At 59.7% G+C, this 16,010-nt stretch carries 18 protein-coding genes; 9 read left to right on the forward strand and 9 right to left on the reverse strand.

The window, feature by feature from the left end; translation table 11 throughout:
- Positions 1-12 precede the first annotated feature (12 nt).
- On the reverse strand, positions 13-969 hold the full coding sequence (locus tag CKW14_RS08580; RefSeq protein ID WP_095125140.1) for a putative 2-dehydropantoate 2-reductase: 957 nt from the start codon (positions 967-969) through the stop codon (positions 13-15).
- A complete protein-coding gene (locus CKW14_RS08585) occupies positions 966-1,352 on the reverse strand; it encodes a co-chaperone YbbN (RefSeq protein WP_095125141.1) in 387 nt (128 codons plus the stop codon). Before CKW14_RS08585 ends, CKW14_RS08580 begins: the two co-directional genes overlap by 4 nt.
- On the opposite strand from CKW14_RS08585, the gene CKW14_RS08590 reads away from it, so the two are divergent.
- Positions 1,351-1,794, forward strand: coding sequence for a PilZ domain-containing protein (locus CKW14_RS08590; RefSeq protein ID WP_095048467.1), 444 nt, complete (start codon positions 1,351-1,353; stop codon positions 1,792-1,794). The genes CKW14_RS08585 and CKW14_RS08590 overlap by 2 nt on opposite strands.
- A gap of 130 nt (positions 1,795-1,924) precedes the next feature.
- Positions 1,925-3,001 carry a 3-deoxy-7-phosphoheptulonate synthase gene (locus CKW14_RS08595; RefSeq protein WP_007908583.1) on the forward strand — a complete coding sequence of 359 codons (1,077 nt, stop codon included), beginning with the start codon at positions 1,925-1,927 and terminating at the stop codon, positions 2,999-3,001.
- 60 nt (positions 3,002-3,061) lie between these two features.
- On the opposite strand, the gene CKW14_RS08600 is transcribed toward CKW14_RS08595, so the two are convergent.
- Positions 3,062-3,343: a GNAT family N-acetyltransferase gene (locus CKW14_RS08600; protein WP_003226804.1), complete on the reverse strand. Its 282-nt coding sequence runs from the start codon at positions 3,341-3,343 to the stop codon at positions 3,062-3,064.
- Positions 3,344-3,982: 639 nt separating this feature from the next.
- Between CKW14_RS08600 and oprI the strand changes: the two genes are divergently transcribed.
- A complete protein-coding gene (gene oprI / locus CKW14_RS08605) occupies positions 3,983-4,234 on the forward strand; it encodes an outer membrane lipoprotei OprI (protein ID WP_003199355.1) in 252 nt (83 codons plus the stop codon).
- A gap of 126 nt (positions 4,235-4,360) precedes the next feature.
- Here oprI and CKW14_RS08610 read toward each other — a convergent pair whose 3' ends face one another.
- The 3 genes from CKW14_RS08610 to CKW14_RS08620 all read right to left on the reverse strand — a co-directional run bounded on the left by CKW14_RS08610 (position 4,361) and on the right by CKW14_RS08620 (position 6,469).
- Positions 4,361-5,332: a L,D-transpeptidase family protein gene (locus CKW14_RS08610; RefSeq protein ID WP_093435185.1), complete on the reverse strand. Its 972-nt coding sequence runs from the start codon at positions 5,330-5,332 to the stop codon at positions 4,361-4,363.
- Positions 5,333-5,512: 180 nt separating this feature from the next.
- Positions 5,513-5,806, reverse strand: coding sequence for a hypothetical protein (locus CKW14_RS08615; RefSeq protein ID WP_007908575.1), 294 nt, complete (start codon positions 5,804-5,806; stop codon positions 5,513-5,515).
- A gap of 57 nt (positions 5,807-5,863) precedes the next feature.
- A complete protein-coding gene (locus CKW14_RS08620) occupies positions 5,864-6,469 on the reverse strand; it encodes an arylesterase (protein WP_016985507.1) in 606 nt (201 codons plus the stop codon).
- A gap of 10 nt (positions 6,470-6,479) precedes the next feature.
- On the opposite strand from CKW14_RS08620, the gene CKW14_RS08625 reads away from it, so the two are divergent.
- From CKW14_RS08625 to greB, 3 genes are read left to right on the forward strand one after another with little or no spacing between them, the layout of a single operon-like run.
- On the forward strand, positions 6,480-7,163 hold the full coding sequence (locus tag CKW14_RS08625) for an ABC transporter ATP-binding protein (RefSeq protein ID WP_007908572.1): 684 nt from the start codon (positions 6,480-6,482) through the stop codon (positions 7,161-7,163).
- Positions 7,163-9,667, forward strand: a complete 2,505-nt coding sequence (locus tag CKW14_RS08630) for an ABC transporter permease (protein ID WP_095125142.1) — start codon at positions 7,163-7,165, stop codon at positions 9,665-9,667. The genes CKW14_RS08625 and CKW14_RS08630 overlap by 1 nt, the downstream gene beginning before the upstream one ends.
- 34 nt (positions 9,668-9,701) lie before the next feature.
- On the forward strand, positions 9,702-10,199 hold the full coding sequence (greB, locus tag CKW14_RS08635) for a transcription elongation factor GreB (RefSeq protein ID WP_003226818.1): 498 nt from the start codon (positions 9,702-9,704) through the stop codon (positions 10,197-10,199).
- Between the two features lie 6 nt (positions 10,200-10,205).
- On the opposite strand, the gene CKW14_RS08640 is transcribed toward greB, so the two are convergent.
- The 3 genes from CKW14_RS08640 to CKW14_RS08650 all read right to left on the reverse strand — a co-directional run bounded on the left by CKW14_RS08640 (position 10,206) and on the right by CKW14_RS08650 (position 12,730).
- On the reverse strand, positions 10,206-10,514 hold the full coding sequence (locus CKW14_RS08640) for a hypothetical protein (RefSeq protein ID WP_093435191.1): 309 nt from the start codon (positions 10,512-10,514) through the stop codon (positions 10,206-10,208).
- 248 nt (positions 10,515-10,762) lie between these two features.
- Entirely contained in the window at positions 10,763-11,197 is a 435-nt protein-coding gene (locus tag CKW14_RS08645) for a DoxX family protein (RefSeq protein WP_007908568.1), read from the reverse strand.
- Between the two features lie 111 nt (positions 11,198-11,308).
- Positions 11,309-12,730, reverse strand: a complete 1,422-nt coding sequence (locus CKW14_RS08650; protein WP_095048524.1) for a transglycosylase SLT domain-containing protein — start codon at positions 12,728-12,730, stop codon at positions 11,309-11,311.
- Positions 12,731-12,966: 236 nt separating this feature from the next.
- On the opposite strand from CKW14_RS08650, the gene CKW14_RS08655 reads away from it, so the two are divergent.
- From CKW14_RS08655 to CKW14_RS08665, 3 genes are all read left to right on the forward strand, one after another.
- Positions 12,967-13,773: a TatD family hydrolase gene (locus CKW14_RS08655; protein ID WP_095125143.1), complete on the forward strand. Its 807-nt coding sequence runs from the start codon at positions 12,967-12,969 to the stop codon at positions 13,771-13,773.
- Between the two features lie 175 nt (positions 13,774-13,948).
- Positions 13,949-15,430 (forward strand): methyl-accepting chemotaxis protein, encoded by a 1,482-nt coding sequence (locus CKW14_RS08660; protein WP_095125144.1) that lies wholly within the window; start codon positions 13,949-13,951, stop codon positions 15,428-15,430.
- Positions 15,431-15,643: 213 nt separating this feature from the next.
- Positions 15,644-16,009: a terminase gene (locus CKW14_RS08665; protein ID WP_095048527.1), complete on the forward strand. Its 366-nt coding sequence runs from the start codon at positions 15,644-15,646 to the stop codon at positions 16,007-16,009.
- Position 16,010: the final 1 nt, after the last annotated feature.

The following is a 16,010-nucleotide window of genomic DNA, read 5'->3' on the forward strand; positions in this document are numbered from 1 at the left end:
AGAGCGACCGGCTTAAATGTTGCGCCGGTCGATAAAACTCAAATTGCGATACAACGCTTCGATGCGCGGCAACTCACAACCCGCTGCTTTCGCTGCCGCCAATGGCCGAGCGTAGATCGCTTCCAGCTCCAGCGGTCGTTTATGCAAAAAGTCGTGGTACATGCTCGGCCAGTAGTCGGGCATTTTCTCGGTAATCATGAACAGATACTCGGCGTATCCCGGCGGCACGTCGTGGCCGCAGGCCTTGGCGCCCTGCACCACTTCGGCCATCAACGCCTGGATCAACGCGCGGCTGTCGACATCGGCCATCAACGGCGTGGTGCTTGCACCGAGCAACACCGAGAGTCCGTTGTAGGGAATATTCCACACCAGTTTCTGCCAGCGCGCCTGTTGCAGATTGGGCATTGCCTGGGAATCGATGCCGGCAGCGCGAAACAACCCGCTGCCCTCCTCGACAATCGCCATGCGCGCGCCATCATCCATGGCCGGGCCGCTGTGATAGCCAACGTTGACCGCGCCGAGTGCCTGATGGGTCACCAGACCCGGACCTTCGCGGTGTACGCAAATCAGGCACAAGCCGCCCAGCAGATGCAAGGAATCGGGAAGCACCTCACGCAAGCTGTCTTCGACGTCGAGACCGTTTTGCAGCACCAGTACTTTCGCGTCCGGTTTGGCCGCTTGAATGATTGAAGGCGCGAGACCTGCGTTGCTGGTGGTTTTCGCCCCCACCAGCAACCAGTCGCACTTGGGCATGTCTTCGGCGGACGAATAGGCCTGCGCCGGATGCAACGTCAGCGGGCCATGCACCGCGCTGTTGATTTGCAAACCGCGCTCAGCCACCGCCGAAAACTCGCTGCGCAACAGAAAGTGCACATCGAAACCGGCGCGCGCCAGCATCACACCGTAAAAACCACCAATTGCGCCGGTGCCGATGATCCCTACGACCGGTTTATTAACTGCCCCCATCATGGCAACTCCTCTGCAGTTCGCCCCAGTGCCTGCGCCAGCGCCGCGTTCAACGCATCGGCCGTCAGGCGCGTGTGCAATGCCCCAAAGAACTCGCCGTCGCGCACCACGAACAACGCCGGTAAATGAAAGACCTGATAGCGCTCGACCAACCCGCCGTTGTCGCCGGCATCGATCCAGCACAGACGATCAATCCCCAGCGCCATAGCCGGCAACACTTCGCGGGCATAACGGCAACTGGCGCAGCCGACGCTGGTGAAAATCACCAGCGAAACGCCGCTCATCGCCAACAGCCGTTGGTCGGCGTCGAAATCGGTCAGTTCGGATTCGACCACTATACTGGGGGAAACAATGTCAAATGGCTGACACAGGGAGTCTGTGCTCATGGGACGTTTCATTCCTCATCCGGACGAGGTGCCGGTTGAATTAACCTTGCTCAAGCCTGAGTGTATTTCCAGGCAACAGCTGCACACTATCAGCCTCGGCGGCATCGCTTGCAATTACCACCGTGCCTGGCGCCATGGCACGGCGCTGCAAGTGCGCATGCCGTCAGTGAATGCCGACATTTGTTATCCGGGCTACGTGGCGTGGTGCCTGCGGCGCAAAAAAGGCTATCTGGTGGGCATCGCGTTTACCGATGAGCAGACGCTGTTCAGTGCGCGAATGGGTGAGCAAGTGTGTCAGATCGAGCGCTACTGCCGCATGCACGACACCCACGATGACCTGCAAGAAATTCAGGCGGTGGCCCTGCAATGGGTCGAGCAACACGCCGACGAGTTCTCCCACGACAGCGTGCGCAAGGCTTTTGCGCAGCCAGCGCTGGACTAAAGCACCTTTTGCCCATTGTCGAGCAGGCGCTTTACGCGCTAAGGTTCCGCTCCCCGACGCGCTTAAATCTGCTGTGCTCCGCCGCGCGGGGATCGCTGGCGGCCGGCACCCGTGACCTGACGAGTAAACGATGGCTGATTTACCGATCAACGACCTAAACGTCGCCTCTAACGAGACCCTGATCACTCCCGATCAGCTCAAGCGTGATATCCCTCTGAGCGATGCTGCCCTGCGCACTGTCACCAAGGGCCGCGAAGTCATTCGCAACATTCTTGATGGCACCGACCACCGTCTGTTCGTAGTGATCGGCCCGTGCTCGATCCACGATATCAAGGCTGCCCACGAATACGCCGATCGCCTCAAGGTGCTGGCTGCGGAAGTTTCCGACACCCTGTATCTGGTCATGCGCGTGTATTTCGAGAAGCCACGCACCACCGTGGGCTGGAAAGGCCTGATCAACGATCCATACCTGGACGACTCGTTCAAGATTCAGGACGGTCTGCACATCGGTCGTCAGTTGCTGCTGGATCTGGCCGAAAAAGGCCTGCCGACCGCGACCGAAGCCCTTGACCCGATTTCCCCGCAGTACCTGCAGGATCTGATCAGTTGGTCGGCCATCGGCGCACGTACCACTGAATCGCAGACTCACCGTGAGATGGCTTCCGGCCTGTCCTCGGCCGTCGGCTTCAAGAACGGCACCGACGGCGGTCTGACTGTGGCGATCAACGCCTTGCAGTCGGTCTCCAGCCCGCATCGCTTCCTCGGCATCAACCAGGAAGGTGGCGTGTCGATCGTCACCACCAAAGGCAATGCCTACGGTCACGTGGTGCTGCGCGGGGGTAATGGCAAGCCGAACTATGATTCGGTCAGCGTTGCCCTGTGCGAGCAGGCGCTGAACAAAGCGAAGATCAAGCCGAACATCATGGTCGACTGCAGCCACGCCAACTCCAACAAGGATCCGGCCCTGCAACCGCTGGTGATGGAGAACGTCGCCAACCAGATCCTCGAAGGCAACCAGTCGATCATCGGCCTGATGGTCGAAAGTCACCTGAACTGGGGCTGCCAGGCGATTCCGAAAGACCTCGCCGACCTGCAATACGGCGTGTCGATCACCGATGCCTGCATCGACTGGTCCGCTACCGAGAACACCCTGCGCAGCATGCACGCAAAGCTCAAGGATGTTCTGCCAAAACGCCAGCGCAGTTGATACACGTTTTACAGGCATAAAAAAACGCCGGGCAATGCCCGGCGTTTTTGTGTATGCGATTCAGATCTTGGCGGCGCGGCGCTGATGACGCTCCATGTAGCGCTCGACGTAGGAGCACGACGGGATCACCGTATAGCCCATTTCTTCGGCGTACTGCAGCGCGCTTTCGGTCAGCGCTGCGGCAATGCCACGGCCACGCAGGGCATTGGGCACGAAGGTGCGATAGATATCCAGGGTCTGTTTCCCCAGATCCATATAGGTCAGGTAGGCACGATGACCGTCCACATTGGTCTCGAACTGATGACCAGCCTGGTCATGGTGGATGGACAACGCCTCGCTCATCACTACTCCTCGCGGGTCTTGAATTCTGACCCCTACCTTACCGATGTTTTTCCGGCGAAGGAACATCTACGCCACCCCGTGCCTGATGGACACCGAGAAGAGCCACACCGATCTCGCGCAACCTGGCACCTGATAAATAGTAGGCACCATTGGCAAAAATGCTCAAGGTACGCTCGTCATCAAGCGGGTTGACGGGGGGTTGCTCCGATGGACGCAGGGTGGGCCTGGAAGAAGATCTTGCCAAACCGGTCACCTGAACATTGCCGGATGTTGAGACTTAAGACGTGCAGCCTTTTTTAAAGTCACCTCAACATGGACAAAGATAAGCGAAGCAGCACGCAAATTCGGAACAAAAGTGTCGACGTATTCATCTAGAAAGACTTTAGCCAAGACTGCAAAAACAGCACGTGGCAACGGGAACTTTTTCGCATTAACTCGCTCAGCTCGGGGCTTGTAGCTGTATATTTTTTAAACAGCACAGTTAAAAGTTGCTCGAAAAAGAATCAACGCCTACAATTTTTTTTGCTTCTTGCCTTACGTCAGTTTACTTACTACAAGTAATGGGTAGTATGTACGCCGGCTATTTCCTCAATCGTGAGGAGACAGCCACTTAATTGAAAGTCCTTGAAGGGGAACACGATGAACAACGTTCTGAAATTCTCTGCTCTGGCTCTGGCCGCAGTTCTGGCTACCGGTTGCAGCAGCGCATCGAAAGAAACCGAAGCACGTCTGACCGCTACTGAAGACGCAGCTGCTCGCTCCCAGGCTCGTGCAGACGAAGCTTACCGTAAAGCTGATGAAGCTCTGGCTGCTGCTCAAAAAGCACAACAGACTGCTGACGAAGCTAACGAGCGTGCTCTGCGCATGCTGGACAAAGCTAGCCGCAAGTAATAATCCTTCGGGGTTGTTATCGAGCCGACCCGATTTTTCGGGTCGGCTTTTTTGTGCCCGATGCTTTTGCCCGGGCATTAAAAAACCCGCCGGCGCTGTACGCATCGGCGGGCCTTTAACCTCGACTTACTGCTGCAAGTCGATCGGTGTACTCGAAACCATCGGGGCCGAGGCACTCGGCGTGCCGATTTCCGTTGGCAGGCCATCTTCGGCCGCGACCACATCACGCACCACATCCCAGTTCACGCGCAGGTTGCTGGTGACGTCTTCACGCTTGAGCATCGCGTTGATCACTGCGGTGTGCTTGTCGACCACAGACGGGTTGCCCTTGTCGTCGATCGGCGTGTGCGCTTCCAGATAAACCTTGCCGCCACTGCTGCCGAACTTGTAGGCATCGTTGAGGATACGCACCGACGTGCCTACCGGCACCATGCCGGCCATTTCCAGCACGTTATTGTTGAACATGCGGAAGCAGCCGTGGCTGGTACGCATGCCGATACCGAATTTCTTGTTCGAACCGTGGATCAGGTAACCCGGCGTACCCAGGGTGAACTTGAACGGGCCTAACGGATTGTCTGGGCCGGCCGGCACTACGTTTGGCAGCGGATCACCGTCGGCGGCGTGTTCAGCCTTGATAGATGCTGGAGGCGTCCAGGTCGGGTTTGGCGTTTTGGCGATGATCGAGGTGTGTGCGATTGGCGAACCCCACCCCTCGCGACCGATACCCAGCGGGAACGTGTACACCACGTTGCGGCCTTTCGGGAAGTAGTAGAGGCGGTATTCGGCAAGGTTGATAACGATGCCTTCGCGCGGGCCCGGCGGCAGAATGAAGCGGGTCGGCAAGACGATTTCAGTGCCGGCACCCGGCAACCAGGCATCGACGCCCGGGTTGGCCGCGACCATCTCCGAGTAGCCCAGATCGTACTTCGTGCCCAGATCGGCGAAGGTGTCTTCGTACTTGGCTTTGATCACCTGCACCTGACCGATGATGTCTTCACCGGGTGGTGGCAGGGGAAACTCCAATGCAGCAACGGGACCGGCCACACACAGGGCGGCAAGTGACAGGCAGCGGGTGACGGCAGGAAAGCGCGGCAACATCCGGAAAATCCTTCGCATGATCAACAAGGGTATAAGAGCGCGATTGTACACCGCACTTTGAATATTCGGGGAGCCACGCCGATGGAGCGTGCTGAATGCGAAAAGATCGCAGCCTTCGGCAGCTCCTACAGGATTACGCGAACCCATGTAGGAGCTGCCGCAGGCTGCGATCTTTTGCTCTTAAAGCTCGAAACGCAGCTCTGGCCAGATCGGCGAGGTGCCGCGCTTCTGCGATTCCAGAATCGCCCGGCACAGCGAACACAGGCGCTGATCCTGAAACACCCGGCGATCAACGCTCGACCAGCGCGGTTGCGCCGGCAGCAAGCTGCCGCACAGGGTGCGATCAGCCGAGCCACCGAGTTCGAGTTGACGGGTCACCAGATGCACCCGCACTTCCTGGCAGGCGAACAGATCCAGCTGTTCGTCAGGCTCGATCAGTTGGTAGGCAAACAGGGACCAGGCAGAACGCGACATCGGGGGCTCCAGATAAGGGGGCGCCACATTAGCCGAAAGCCTGTCCTTAGAAAAGCCTCATAACAGCGGTTTTAGCGTCGGCCAGACATTTTCCAGCAACTTGCCCTGAGCCCCGGCTGCCGGGTGCAGACCATCGGCCTGCATCAGGTCCGGATGACCGCCCACACCGTCGAGGAAAAACGGCACCAGGGGGATCTTTTTATCGTCGGCGAGTTTGCCGTAGACCTCGGCGAAGGCATCGGTGTAACGCTTGCCGTAATTGGGCGGCAGTTGCATGCCAAGCAGCAGCACCTTGGCCCCGCTCTGACGAGAGCTGTCGATCATCGAGGCAAGATTTTGTTGCAATTGAGTTGGCGGCATTCCACGCAAGCCATCGTTGCCGCCGAGTTCGAGGATCACCAGCTCAGGCTTATGCTCTGCAAGCAGCGCTGGCAGCCGTGCCTGGCCTCCGGCGCTGGTGTCGCCGCTGATGGAGGCATTGACCACTTTGTCGTCGAAACCCTCCTGTTTGAGCCGTTGTTCGAGCAACGACACCCACCCCAAGCGGGTATCCAGTCCGAAACCGGCGCTGATACTATCGCCAACGATCAGGACAGTACCCGCCGCTGCGTTCTGGGCCATGCACATCAAGGCCAGGCCAGCACTCAAAAACCACACACGCATCGGATTCTCCATGGGCGCAAGCATTCTCACCGCGAAGAACCTCAGCAAAGTGGTTCCCAGCGCGGAAGGTGAACTGACTATCCTGCACGAACTCAGCCTGGAACTGAACAAGGGCGACAGCCTCGCCATCGTCGGCGCGTCCGGTTCGGGCAAATCCACCCTCCTGGGCCTGCTCGCCGGCCTCGACTTGCCGAGCAGCGGCGAAGTCATCCTCGCCGGCCAGGGCCTGAGCAATCTTGATGAAGACCAGCGCGCACGCATTCGTGCCGAGCATGTCGGCTTCGTCTTCCAGTCCTTTCAGTTGCTCGACAGCCTCAACGCACTGGAAAACGTCATGCTGCCGCTGGAACTCGACGGCCGCAAAGATGCGCGTGAACGGGCCACCGAATTGCTCCAGCGCGTCGGCCTCGGCCAGCGCCTGACGCACTCGCCGCGCCAGCTCTCCGGTGGCGAGCAGCAACGTGTGGCCATTGCCCGCGCCTTCGCAGCCGAACCTGACGTGCTGTTTGCCGACGAACCGACCGGCAACCTCGATAGCCACACCGGTGAGCGCATCAGCGATTTGCTCTTCGAATTGAACAAGGAACGCGGCACCACCCTGGTGCTGGTGACACACGACGAACGCCTGGCCCATCGCTGCCGGCGCCTGATCCGTCTTGAAGCCGGGCTGTTGGTCGCCCCTCTGGAGCCTTGATGGCACGTTTGCCGCTGTTGCGTCTGTTCAGTCTCGCCATACGCCAACTCATGCGCGATGCCCGCGCCGGGGAATTGCGCGTGTTGTTCTTCGCGCTGGTGGTGGCGGTGGCGGCAAGTACCGCCATCGGTTATTTCGGCGCCCGCCTCAACGGCGCAATGATGCTGCGCGCGACCGAATTTCTCGGTGCCGATCTGGTGCTGGAAGGCAGCTCTCCAGCCCGTGAAGAACAGATTCGCAGCGGCACCGAACTGCGCCTGAAGCATGCGCAAGTGGTGGAATTCTCCAGCGTCATCGCCACTGACAACGGCATTCAGCTGTCGAGCATCAAAGCCGTCGACCGCGCCTATCCGTTGCGCGGCGAACTGAAGAGCGCGCCAGCGCCTTTCGCCACTGAAGAAACCGGCGGTGAACCGCAACCCGGCGAAGCCTGGGTCGAGGCACGCCTGCTGACCGCGCTGGATCTGAAAATCGGCGACAGCATCGATGTCGGCATGAAGACATTGAAAATGACCCGCGTGCTGACCTACGAACCGGATCGCGCCGGCAACTTCTATAGCCTTACGCCGCGGGTCATGATCAACCTCGACGACCTCGCGGCCACCGGCGTGGTACAGCCCGGTAGCCGCGTGAGTTACCGCGAACTGTGGCGCGGTGAACCGCAGGCGCTGGAAACCTATCGGCAACTGATCAAACCCGGGCTCGCCGCGAACCAGCGGATTCAGGACGCCCGCGATGGCAACCGGCAGATTGGCGGTGCACTCGGTAAGGCTGAGCGTTATCTGAACATGGCCAGTCTGGTCGCCGTACTGTTGGCCGGGGTCGCAGTGGCGTTGTCGGCCAACCGTTTCGCCAGTCGCCGCTTCGACGCGAGTGCCTTGCTGCGTTGCCTCGGATTATCGCGCCGGGAAACCATGGTGCTGTTCAGTTTGCAGCTGACCGTGCTCGGCCTGCTCGCCGCACTCAGTGGCGCATTGCTCGGCTGGCTCGCGCAGTTGGGCTTGTTCGCCCTGCTCCATGACTTGCTGCCAACCGACGTCCCGCCGGGCGGTCTGTTTCCAGCCATCGCCGGGATCGGCACCGGGCTGGTCGCCTTGGCCGGTTTCGCCTTGCCGCCGCTGGCCGCATTGGGTCGTGTGCCGCCGCTGCGTGTATTGCGCCGCGACATGCTGCCGATTCCGTCGAGCACCTGGATGGTTTACGGCGCCGCCCTGGGTGCGCTCGGCCTGATCATGTGGCGCCTGAGCCTCGATCTGCTGCTGACATTCGCTCTGCTCGGCGGTGGCGTGGTTGCCGCGTTGGTGTTGGGCGGTCTGCTGTTGTTGCTGCTGCAAAGCCTGCGGCGGATGCTCGCCCGTGCTTCGCTGCCGTGGCGGTTGGGTCTGGGCCAGTTGCTGCGCCATCCCTTGGCAGCGGCTGGTCAGTCGCTGGCATTCGGTCTGATTCTGCTGTCGATGGCTTTGATTGCCCTGCTGCGCGGCGAATTGCTCGACACCTGGCAAAACCAGTTGCCGAAAAATGCGCCGAACTACTTTGCTCTGAACATCCTGCCAGCAGACAAACAGGCGTTCACCGATCATCTGATCAAAGTGTCCGCGCAAGCCGCACCTCTTTATCCGGTCGTACCCGGCCGATTGATCAGCATCAACGGCGAAGCTGTGCAGCAAATCGTCAGCAAGGATTCGGCGGGCGATCGCGCTGTGCAGCGCGACTTGAGCCTGACCTGGGCGGCGGATTTGCCGGCGGGCAACAAGCTCACTGCCGGTGAGTGGTGGAAAGATCAGCCAACCGACGGTGTTCCCGGCGTATCGGTGGAAGGCAAAGTCGCCGAAAGCCTCAAGCTCAAACTCGGCGATCACATGGTGTTCAGTGTCGGCGGCGTCAATCGCGAGGCGAAGGTCACCAGCCTGCGCGAAATCAACTGGGACAACTTCCAGCCGAACTTCTTCATGATCTTCCAGCCCGGCACCTTGAAGGATCTGCCGGCGACTTACCTGACCAGCTTCTATCTGGCGCCGGGCCATGACCAGCAGATCGTCGAACTGTCGCGTACCTTCCCGGCGGTGACCATTCTTCAGGTAGAAGCGCTGCTCGAACAGCTGCGCAGCATCCTCGCCCAAGTCACTTTGGCGGTCGAATATGTGCTGTTGTTTGTGTTGGCAGCGGGTATGGCCGTGCTGTTTTCCGGTTTGCAGGCAACGCTGGATGAACGTATCCGCCAAGGTGCGCTGTTGCGGGCATTGGGCGCGGAACGGCAGTTGCTGATCAAGGCGCGGCGCATCGAATTCGGCCTGCTTGGTGCAGTCAGCGGATTACTCGCCGCGATCGGCTCGGAAGTGGTGAGTCTGGTGTTGTATCGCTACGCGTTCGATCTACCGTGGCACCCGCATCCGTGGTTGCTGGTGCTGCCATTGATTGGCGCGGCGTTGATTGGTGGCGCCGGCGTGTTCGGTACGCGCCGGGCACTCAATGCAAGTCCACTGACAGTGTTACGTGAGGGTTGATAGACTCAAGCGGTCTTAATCACAAGAAGTTGCCATGAGCCGTTATCGCCCTCCCCGCACCGCCGGCACCGCGCTGATCACCCCTGAAGGTGAAGCGCGGATGCGCGCCGAATTCCATGAGTTGTGGCATGTGCGCCGCCCGCAAGTGACGCAATCGGTCAGCGAGGCCGCGGCTCAAGGCGATCGCTCGGAGAACGCCGAGTACACCTATGGCAAGAAGATGCTGCGCGAGATCGACAGTCGCGTGCGCTTTCTGACCAAACGTCTGGAAGCGTTGAAAGTCGTCAGTGAAAAACCCAGCGATCCGAACAAAGTCTACTTCGGCGCCTGGGTGACCATCGAAGACGAAGACGGCAAGCAATCGCGCTACCGCATCGTCGGCCCCGATGAACTGGATCTGAAACTGGGCCTGATCAGCATCGACTCGCCACTGGCCCGCGCCTTGATCGGCAAGGCGCTGGATGCAGAAGTCCGGGTGCAGACGCCGACCGGCGAGCAGTTCGTTTACATCGTCGCCATCGACTATCCGTAAAGCGAATCAGCGGCGGGTGATCAGGCCCTGCCGAGCAACGCGGACCAGTTGCTTGATCATCTCCGGCGCATCTTCAGCGCTCGGTGTCTGAATCACCGCGAGATCAAAACTGTCACTGGCAAAACGTGACAGCGACTCGCCGTCTTCAACGAACTGGATCAGGAACGCGGCAGGACCGCCACTGCGCCGTGGCCAGCCATCGAGATAACGCAGCAGCGTTGGCTGATGTTTGCCGCCAAGAAGGATTTTCGGGTTGCGCTGGGTGATATGCGCCGTGATCGGTGCGGGACGTGCTGGAGGGCGTAGTGCATTCATCGTGTCGTGTCTCTGCCTCAAAAGTCTGCATGGCAGGTGAGAGGCAACACCGAACCAGCGCTTTAGCGGTATTTCGAAGCCCTGTTCCGGCTTCTGACGGCAACTGTTTAAGTCACCTGGCGCCCCGCAAGTAGCTGTTTAAATCGGCGCATGGGCAACATCCTAGAGAACGTGACCGATCAGTGTCAAGAATCAGCCACAACAAAAAAGGCCCGCATAATGCGGGCCTGTTCCTTGAGCCAGAGCGCTTAACCGGCGATGGCGCGATCCACCGAGAGCTTGCCGGCGCCTTCGATCAGGACGGCGAGGCTGCCACCGAGCAGAGCCAGGGCGAACTCGTAACCGTTGTTGGCCATAAACAGACCGTTGCTGATATGTACGGTGAAGATCGCCACCAGCGACAGGAAGGTCAGGCCCAATGCTGCCGGACGCACCAGCAGGCCAATGATCAACGCCAGGCCAGCGAAGAACTCAGTACCGCCCGCCAATGTGGCCATCAGGTAGCCCGGGTGCAGACCGATGCTGTCCATGTACTGCGCCGTGCCTGCCAGACCATAACCACCGAACAGACCGAAAAGTTTTTGCGAACCGTGAGCCGCGAAGATCACGCCGACAGCGATGCGCAGGATGGTCAGACCGTAGCCAGCGCGAGTGAACAGTACTTTGTTGATCAGAGAGCTCATGGGCATTCCTTGTTTTTGCGAGAAGTTGTGTGTGTTGGTTGGCCGCTATATTAATCAATAAATTTCATGTTAAAAGCGCAAATATTTCGCCATAACAATCAGTTTATTAGATCATTTACGTGAGACGACTTTTTGTGCCCCGGGCTCCAACGACTCCCGCTCCCGGTCGAACGCCAAGTAATACTTGTTCACGCTATTAACATAGCTGACCGGCCCCATTCCTACCTGCTCCATGGCGATGCGCTCGACCTGGAAGAACCACTGGTTGGGATTCAACCCGCGCCGCCGGGCCTCTGCGCGCATGCCCTGCACGCGCTCGGGGCCGATGTTGTAGGCCGCCAGGGTGAACGCCATGCGTTCACGCTCATTGAGCTTGGGGCTGTTGAAGAACTTGCGGCGGATCATCGCCAGGTACTTGGCCCCGGCCTGCACATTCGCATCGAGATTCTGAATGTTGTTCACGCCGACTCGCTGAGCGGCAGAAGGCGTGATCTGCATCAGCCCGGTCGGACCACTGCCGCTGCGGGCATTGGGTTGCAGGCGTGACTCCTTAAACGCCAGTGCGGCCAGATTCAGCCAGTCCATGTTCTGCGCGTCGGCATGCTTTTGCAGGGTCGGGCGCAGTTTTTCCAGGCGCTGGCGATCAGCCTTGGCCAAGGGATAGTGGACTTGATAGAGACGACGATAGATGCGCAAAAACGCCGCATCTTCATTGGATGGCTTCTTGTAACCGCCGAGAAAGCGATCGATGCTCGCGCGCAACATCGAGGCATCGCGGCGTACGAACCAGTACTCCTCTCCCGGCTCGCTGATTATCAGTTGCCGGTCAAAACGCAGCTTCGGCAAGATCTTGCCCCAGCGCTCGGCGATAGGTTGCTCGACGATGGTCAGGTGGAAAATGCCACCCTGAACCATCTCCAGCACGTCTTCGACCGCCAGGGTCGGATCAACCCATTCGATCTTGATCGGCGCCAGTTTGTGCAACGCCAGTTTCTGATTGAGCTGACTGACCGCCTCCCCCGCCGCACTGCCGGTGGGCAACGCCAGGGTTTTGCCGGAAAGCTGCTCGACCTTGGTGTAGCGCCGCTCGCCCTTGATCCCGACCAACACCAGCGGCACATTGCTGGCAATCGGTTCGCTGCTGGCTACGGCATAGCCCGGTTGCAGATCGAGCAATTCGCCCGGCGCGACCAGATCACCTTCGCCACGTTGCAAGGCGCCGAGCAGTTGATCCTTGGCTTTGGGAATGATCTTGAGGGTGACTTCCTGACCATCGCGGGCGTGGCCATTGAGGTATTGCTCGAAGGCGCGCAGGCGATGGTATTCGACGCCGATGGCCTGGCCCTGGACTTCGCCGGAGCTGTTGCGGCTCTGATTGACCAGTACGCGCAACACGCGGCTGCTGCGAATCTCGGACAAGTCACGCACCTTGGCCGCCGGCACGGCTTGCAGTGGCCCGGGCAGGCGCGCGACCGCCGTCATCGGCAGTAGCAGCGAGCCACACAACAGGAGCAAAACCGAGGGACGAACCATCCACTCTCCGGAAAGAATACGGGGCGATTTCATCTTTAAAAGGTCGAAATCACCGACGAAAACAGAGCGCCATGAGCGCTGGCAACGTGCGAGAGACTGGCACAGTAATGGCACTTCTACCAAACCGGTCTGCGTCGCGGCATCAACAGACAGCTATAACTCGTTGTAGTTCTTGGCTTTTCTTATGAATCTACAGCTCTGGTATGCTTTCCGGCCTTCGGCCCGAGGTAGCAACCATGCAACTCATCGATATCGGCGTCAACCTGACCAACCCCAGTTTCGCCGACAAACATCAGGCCGTACTCGAGCGCGCCTATGCCGCGGGCGTATGCCAACTGGTGCTGACCGGCACCAGCGTCGAGGGCAGCGAGCAAGCCCTGGAGCTGTGCCAGCAACTCGATGAAAGCGGCCAGCGCCTGTTCGCCACCGCCGGTATTCATCCGCATTCGGCCAGCGACTGGAACGCAGACAGCGCGCGCCGCCTGCGCAATTTGCTGAAAGAATCCAATGTCGTCGCGGTAGGCGAATGCGGGCTGGATTTCAACCGGGATTTCTCCCCGCGCCCACAGCAGGAAAAAGTCCTTGAGGAACACTTGGCGCTAGCCGTTGAACTGCAAATGCCAGTGTTCCTGCACGAGCGTGATGCCAGCCAGCGCCTGCTGGAAATCCTCAGAGACTTCCGCGATCAATTACCCGCCGCTGTAGTGCATTGCTTCACCGGCGAGCAAAAAGCCTTGTTCAGCTATCTCGACCTGGATCTGCATATCGGCATCACCGGCTGGATCTGCGACGAGCGCCGTGGCACGCATTTGCATCCGCTGGTGAAAGAGATCAAACGCGGGCGCTTGATGCTGGAAAGTGACGCGCCTTACTTGCTGCCGCGCTCCTTGCGCCCGAAGCCGAAGAACGGGCGTAATGAGCCGGCCTATCTGACCGAAGTACTGCGCGAAGTGGCGCTGCATCGTGGCGAAACCGAGGAAGATCTGGCGGCACACACCACCGCGTGTGCCCGCGCGTTCTACAACCTTCCCGCATTGGCGTAAGCCACAAAAGATCGCAGCCTTCGGCAGCTCCTACAGGGCATACGCCATCCCAATGTAGGAGCTGCCGAAGGCTGCGATCTTTTGATCTCTTGACCCACATCAAATCGAGCCTTCTGCATAGCGGCACAATAATGGCACCTTGCCAAAACTGTTTCCGCTATCAGAGAAGACCTCCATGGGTGCCTGGCTTAGCAATATCTCGCTGAAATACAAATTCTGGGCGGTCAATGCGGTCGCCTTCGTCACTACCCTGTTGCTGGTGCTGTACGCCGTGCAACTCGAACAACAGGCGCGCAGTCACGCATCACAGGCCTCGGCGCAAGCCCAAGCACAACTGCTTAAAGCCTGGCCGGTCGGTCAGCCATTGCCCAAGGCCGATCAGGTGTTGACCTTCAAACGCGGCGAAGCACCGCGCCTGAATGATCAGCCCTTGCTGGAAATCACGGAAAGCAACGGCTGGAACGAGATCAATCAGCTGCCGCTGTTCGGCGAAAATCCGTTGATGGGCGCCGAAGTGTTCAGCCGCGCCGATGGTCAGCAGGTCGCGGTGATTGCCTATGGTCCGAGCCTGAGCCAAGTGTTCAGCGAACGTTTCGCCAACTATGCGGTGGCGGTGTTCATCCTGATGTTCGCCATGCTGTGCGCCTCGCAACTGTTAATCCGCTTCCTGCTCAGCCAGCTCAACACCTTGAAAGACGTGATGCTCCACGTCGAGAAAAGCGGCGATCTCTCGGCCCGTGTGCCGCTGGCCGGCAAAGACGAAGTCGGGCAGATGGCCAATGCGTTTAACGCGATGCAGGCCGGTTACCAGCGCGTTGTGACGACCGTCGCCAACACCGCGCGGCAACTGGATGTCGGCGCGGCACGGCTAGCGTCGAGCATGAACGAAGTGCGCCACGGCATGCTCGGCCAGCAGAGCGAAACCGATCAGGCCGCCACCGCGATCAACGAAATGACCGCCACCGTTTACCACATCGCCCAGCACGCCGGCGCCACCCGCGACCTGTCGCAGACCGCCGATGGCCTCGCCGGCAGCGGTCAGCAAGTGGTCGCGCGGGTGCAGCAGTCGATTGCCGGACTCTCCAGCGGAGTGCAGCAGACGGCCGAGATGATTCAACGGCTGGCCGAGGACAGTCAGAAGATCAACGGCGTGGTCAGCGTGATTCACAGCATTGCCGAGCAAACCAACCTGTTGGCACTGAACGCCGCCATCGAGGCGGCCCGCGCCGGTGAGATGGGCCGCGGCTTTGCGGTGGTGGCCGATGAGGTGCGCAACCTGGCCAAACGTGTGCAGACCTCGACCGACGAGATCACCACGATGGTCTCGGCCTTGCAGGCCGGCACCCGCGACGCGGTGGATTTCATGCAGGAGAGTTCGTACAAGGCCGACGACTGCGTGCAGCAGGCGCAGGAGGCTGGCGCGGCGCTGGCGGAAATCACCGGCGCGGTGGCGCAGATGCGTGAAAGCAATACGCAGATTGCCGTGGCAGCGGAGCAGCAAAGTCAGGTCGCCGAGGAGATGAACCGAGCGGTGGTGAGCATTCGCGATGTGACCGAGAACACGGTGCAGCAGACTGTGGATTCGGCGACCACGAGTAATGAACTGGCGACGTTGGCCGGGGAATTGAGCAAGGCGATCGGTCAACTGAAACTCTGATGCCCCCTTCGCGAGCAGGCTCGCTCCCACAAGGGGATTTGTGTGCGCACCGATCCAATGTGGGAGCGAGCCTGCTCGCGAAAGCGTCAGCCCCGGCAACATCGAATCTTGCGATGACGCCTATCACTTCAATAGCCAACCTTGATTCGCCGCCCTCCGTGCCCAGGCCTATTCTTCAACCATGTGTTCAACAAGGATCGAGGAGTAGAAAACATGGGCAAACGTCATCCCAACCTTCCCGCGTGGCAATGGCGCGCGTACCCGGGCAATCATCAGCATCCGACCAATCTGGTGCTGCACCTGATTGCCGTGCCGTTGTTTATCGTCGCGTTTCTGCTGATCGTCTCCGGGGTATTCAGCCTGAGTCTGGCCAGTGTGGCCATCGGCGTGATCGGCATCATCGCGGCGCTGGGTTTGCAGCGCCACGGCCACAGCCTGGAGGCGCAAGCCTCCGAGCCGTTCAGTGATCGTAAAGATGCGATGTCGCGTTTACTGGTCGAGCAGTTCCTGACCTTCCCGCGCTTCTTTCTCAGTGGCGGCTGGTGGCGCGCCTGGCGTGAACGCCACCGTCGGCATTGAG

It is taken from the genome of Pseudomonas sp. Irchel s3a12, assembly GCF_900187485.1.
Classification (GTDB): domain Bacteria; phylum Pseudomonadota; class Gammaproteobacteria; order Pseudomonadales; family Pseudomonadaceae; genus Aquipseudomonas; species Aquipseudomonas neuropathica.

What these genes read in the sequence shown, in the direction of transcription:
- CKW14_RS08580 (WP_095125140.1), bottom strand. Translation starts at nt 969, where the DNA reads ATGATGGGGGCAGTTAATAAACCGGTCGTAGGGATCATCGGCACCGGC.
- CKW14_RS08590 (WP_095048467.1), top strand. Translation starts at nt 1,351, where the DNA reads ATGGGACGTTTCATTCCTCATCCGGACGAGGTGCCGGTTGAATTAACC.
- CKW14_RS08585 (WP_095125141.1), bottom strand. Translation starts at nt 1,352, where the DNA reads ATGAGCACAGACTCCCTGTGTCAGCCATTTGACATTGTTTCCCCCAGT.
- CKW14_RS08595 (WP_007908583.1), top strand. Translation starts at nt 1,925, where the DNA reads ATGGCTGATTTACCGATCAACGACCTAAACGTCGCCTCTAACGAGACC.
- CKW14_RS08600 (WP_003226804.1), bottom strand. Translation starts at nt 3,343, where the DNA reads ATGAGCGAGGCGTTGTCCATCCACCATGACCAGGCTGGTCATCAGTTC.
- oprI (WP_003199355.1), top strand. Translation starts at nt 3,983, where the DNA reads ATGAACAACGTTCTGAAATTCTCTGCTCTGGCTCTGGCCGCAGTTCTG.
- CKW14_RS08610 (WP_093435185.1), bottom strand. Translation starts at nt 5,332, where the DNA reads ATGTTGCCGCGCTTTCCTGCCGTCACCCGCTGCCTGTCACTTGCCGCC.
- CKW14_RS08615 (WP_007908575.1), bottom strand. Translation starts at nt 5,806, where the DNA reads ATGTCGCGTTCTGCCTGGTCCCTGTTTGCCTACCAACTGATCGAGCCT.
- CKW14_RS08620 (WP_016985507.1), bottom strand. Translation starts at nt 6,469, where the DNA reads ATGCGTGTGTGGTTTTTGAGTGCTGGCCTGGCCTTGATGTGCATGGCC.
- CKW14_RS08625 (WP_007908572.1), top strand. Translation starts at nt 6,480, where the DNA reads ATGGGCGCAAGCATTCTCACCGCGAAGAACCTCAGCAAAGTGGTTCCC.
- CKW14_RS08630 (WP_095125142.1), top strand. Translation starts at nt 7,163, where the DNA reads ATGGCACGTTTGCCGCTGTTGCGTCTGTTCAGTCTCGCCATACGCCAA.
- greB (WP_003226818.1), top strand. Translation starts at nt 9,702, where the DNA reads ATGAGCCGTTATCGCCCTCCCCGCACCGCCGGCACCGCGCTGATCACC.
- CKW14_RS08640 (WP_093435191.1), bottom strand. Translation starts at nt 10,514, where the DNA reads ATGAATGCACTACGCCCTCCAGCACGTCCCGCACCGATCACGGCGCAT.
- CKW14_RS08645 (WP_007908568.1), bottom strand. Translation starts at nt 11,197, where the DNA reads ATGAGCTCTCTGATCAACAAAGTACTGTTCACTCGCGCTGGCTACGGT.
- CKW14_RS08650 (WP_095048524.1), bottom strand. Translation starts at nt 12,730, where the DNA reads ATGGTTCGTCCCTCGGTTTTGCTCCTGTTGTGTGGCTCGCTGCTACTG.
- CKW14_RS08655 (WP_095125143.1), top strand. Translation starts at nt 12,967, where the DNA reads ATGCAACTCATCGATATCGGCGTCAACCTGACCAACCCCAGTTTCGCC.
- CKW14_RS08660 (WP_095125144.1), top strand. Translation starts at nt 13,949, where the DNA reads ATGGGTGCCTGGCTTAGCAATATCTCGCTGAAATACAAATTCTGGGCG.
- CKW14_RS08665 (WP_095048527.1), top strand. Translation starts at nt 15,644, where the DNA reads ATGGGCAAACGTCATCCCAACCTTCCCGCGTGGCAATGGCGCGCGTAC.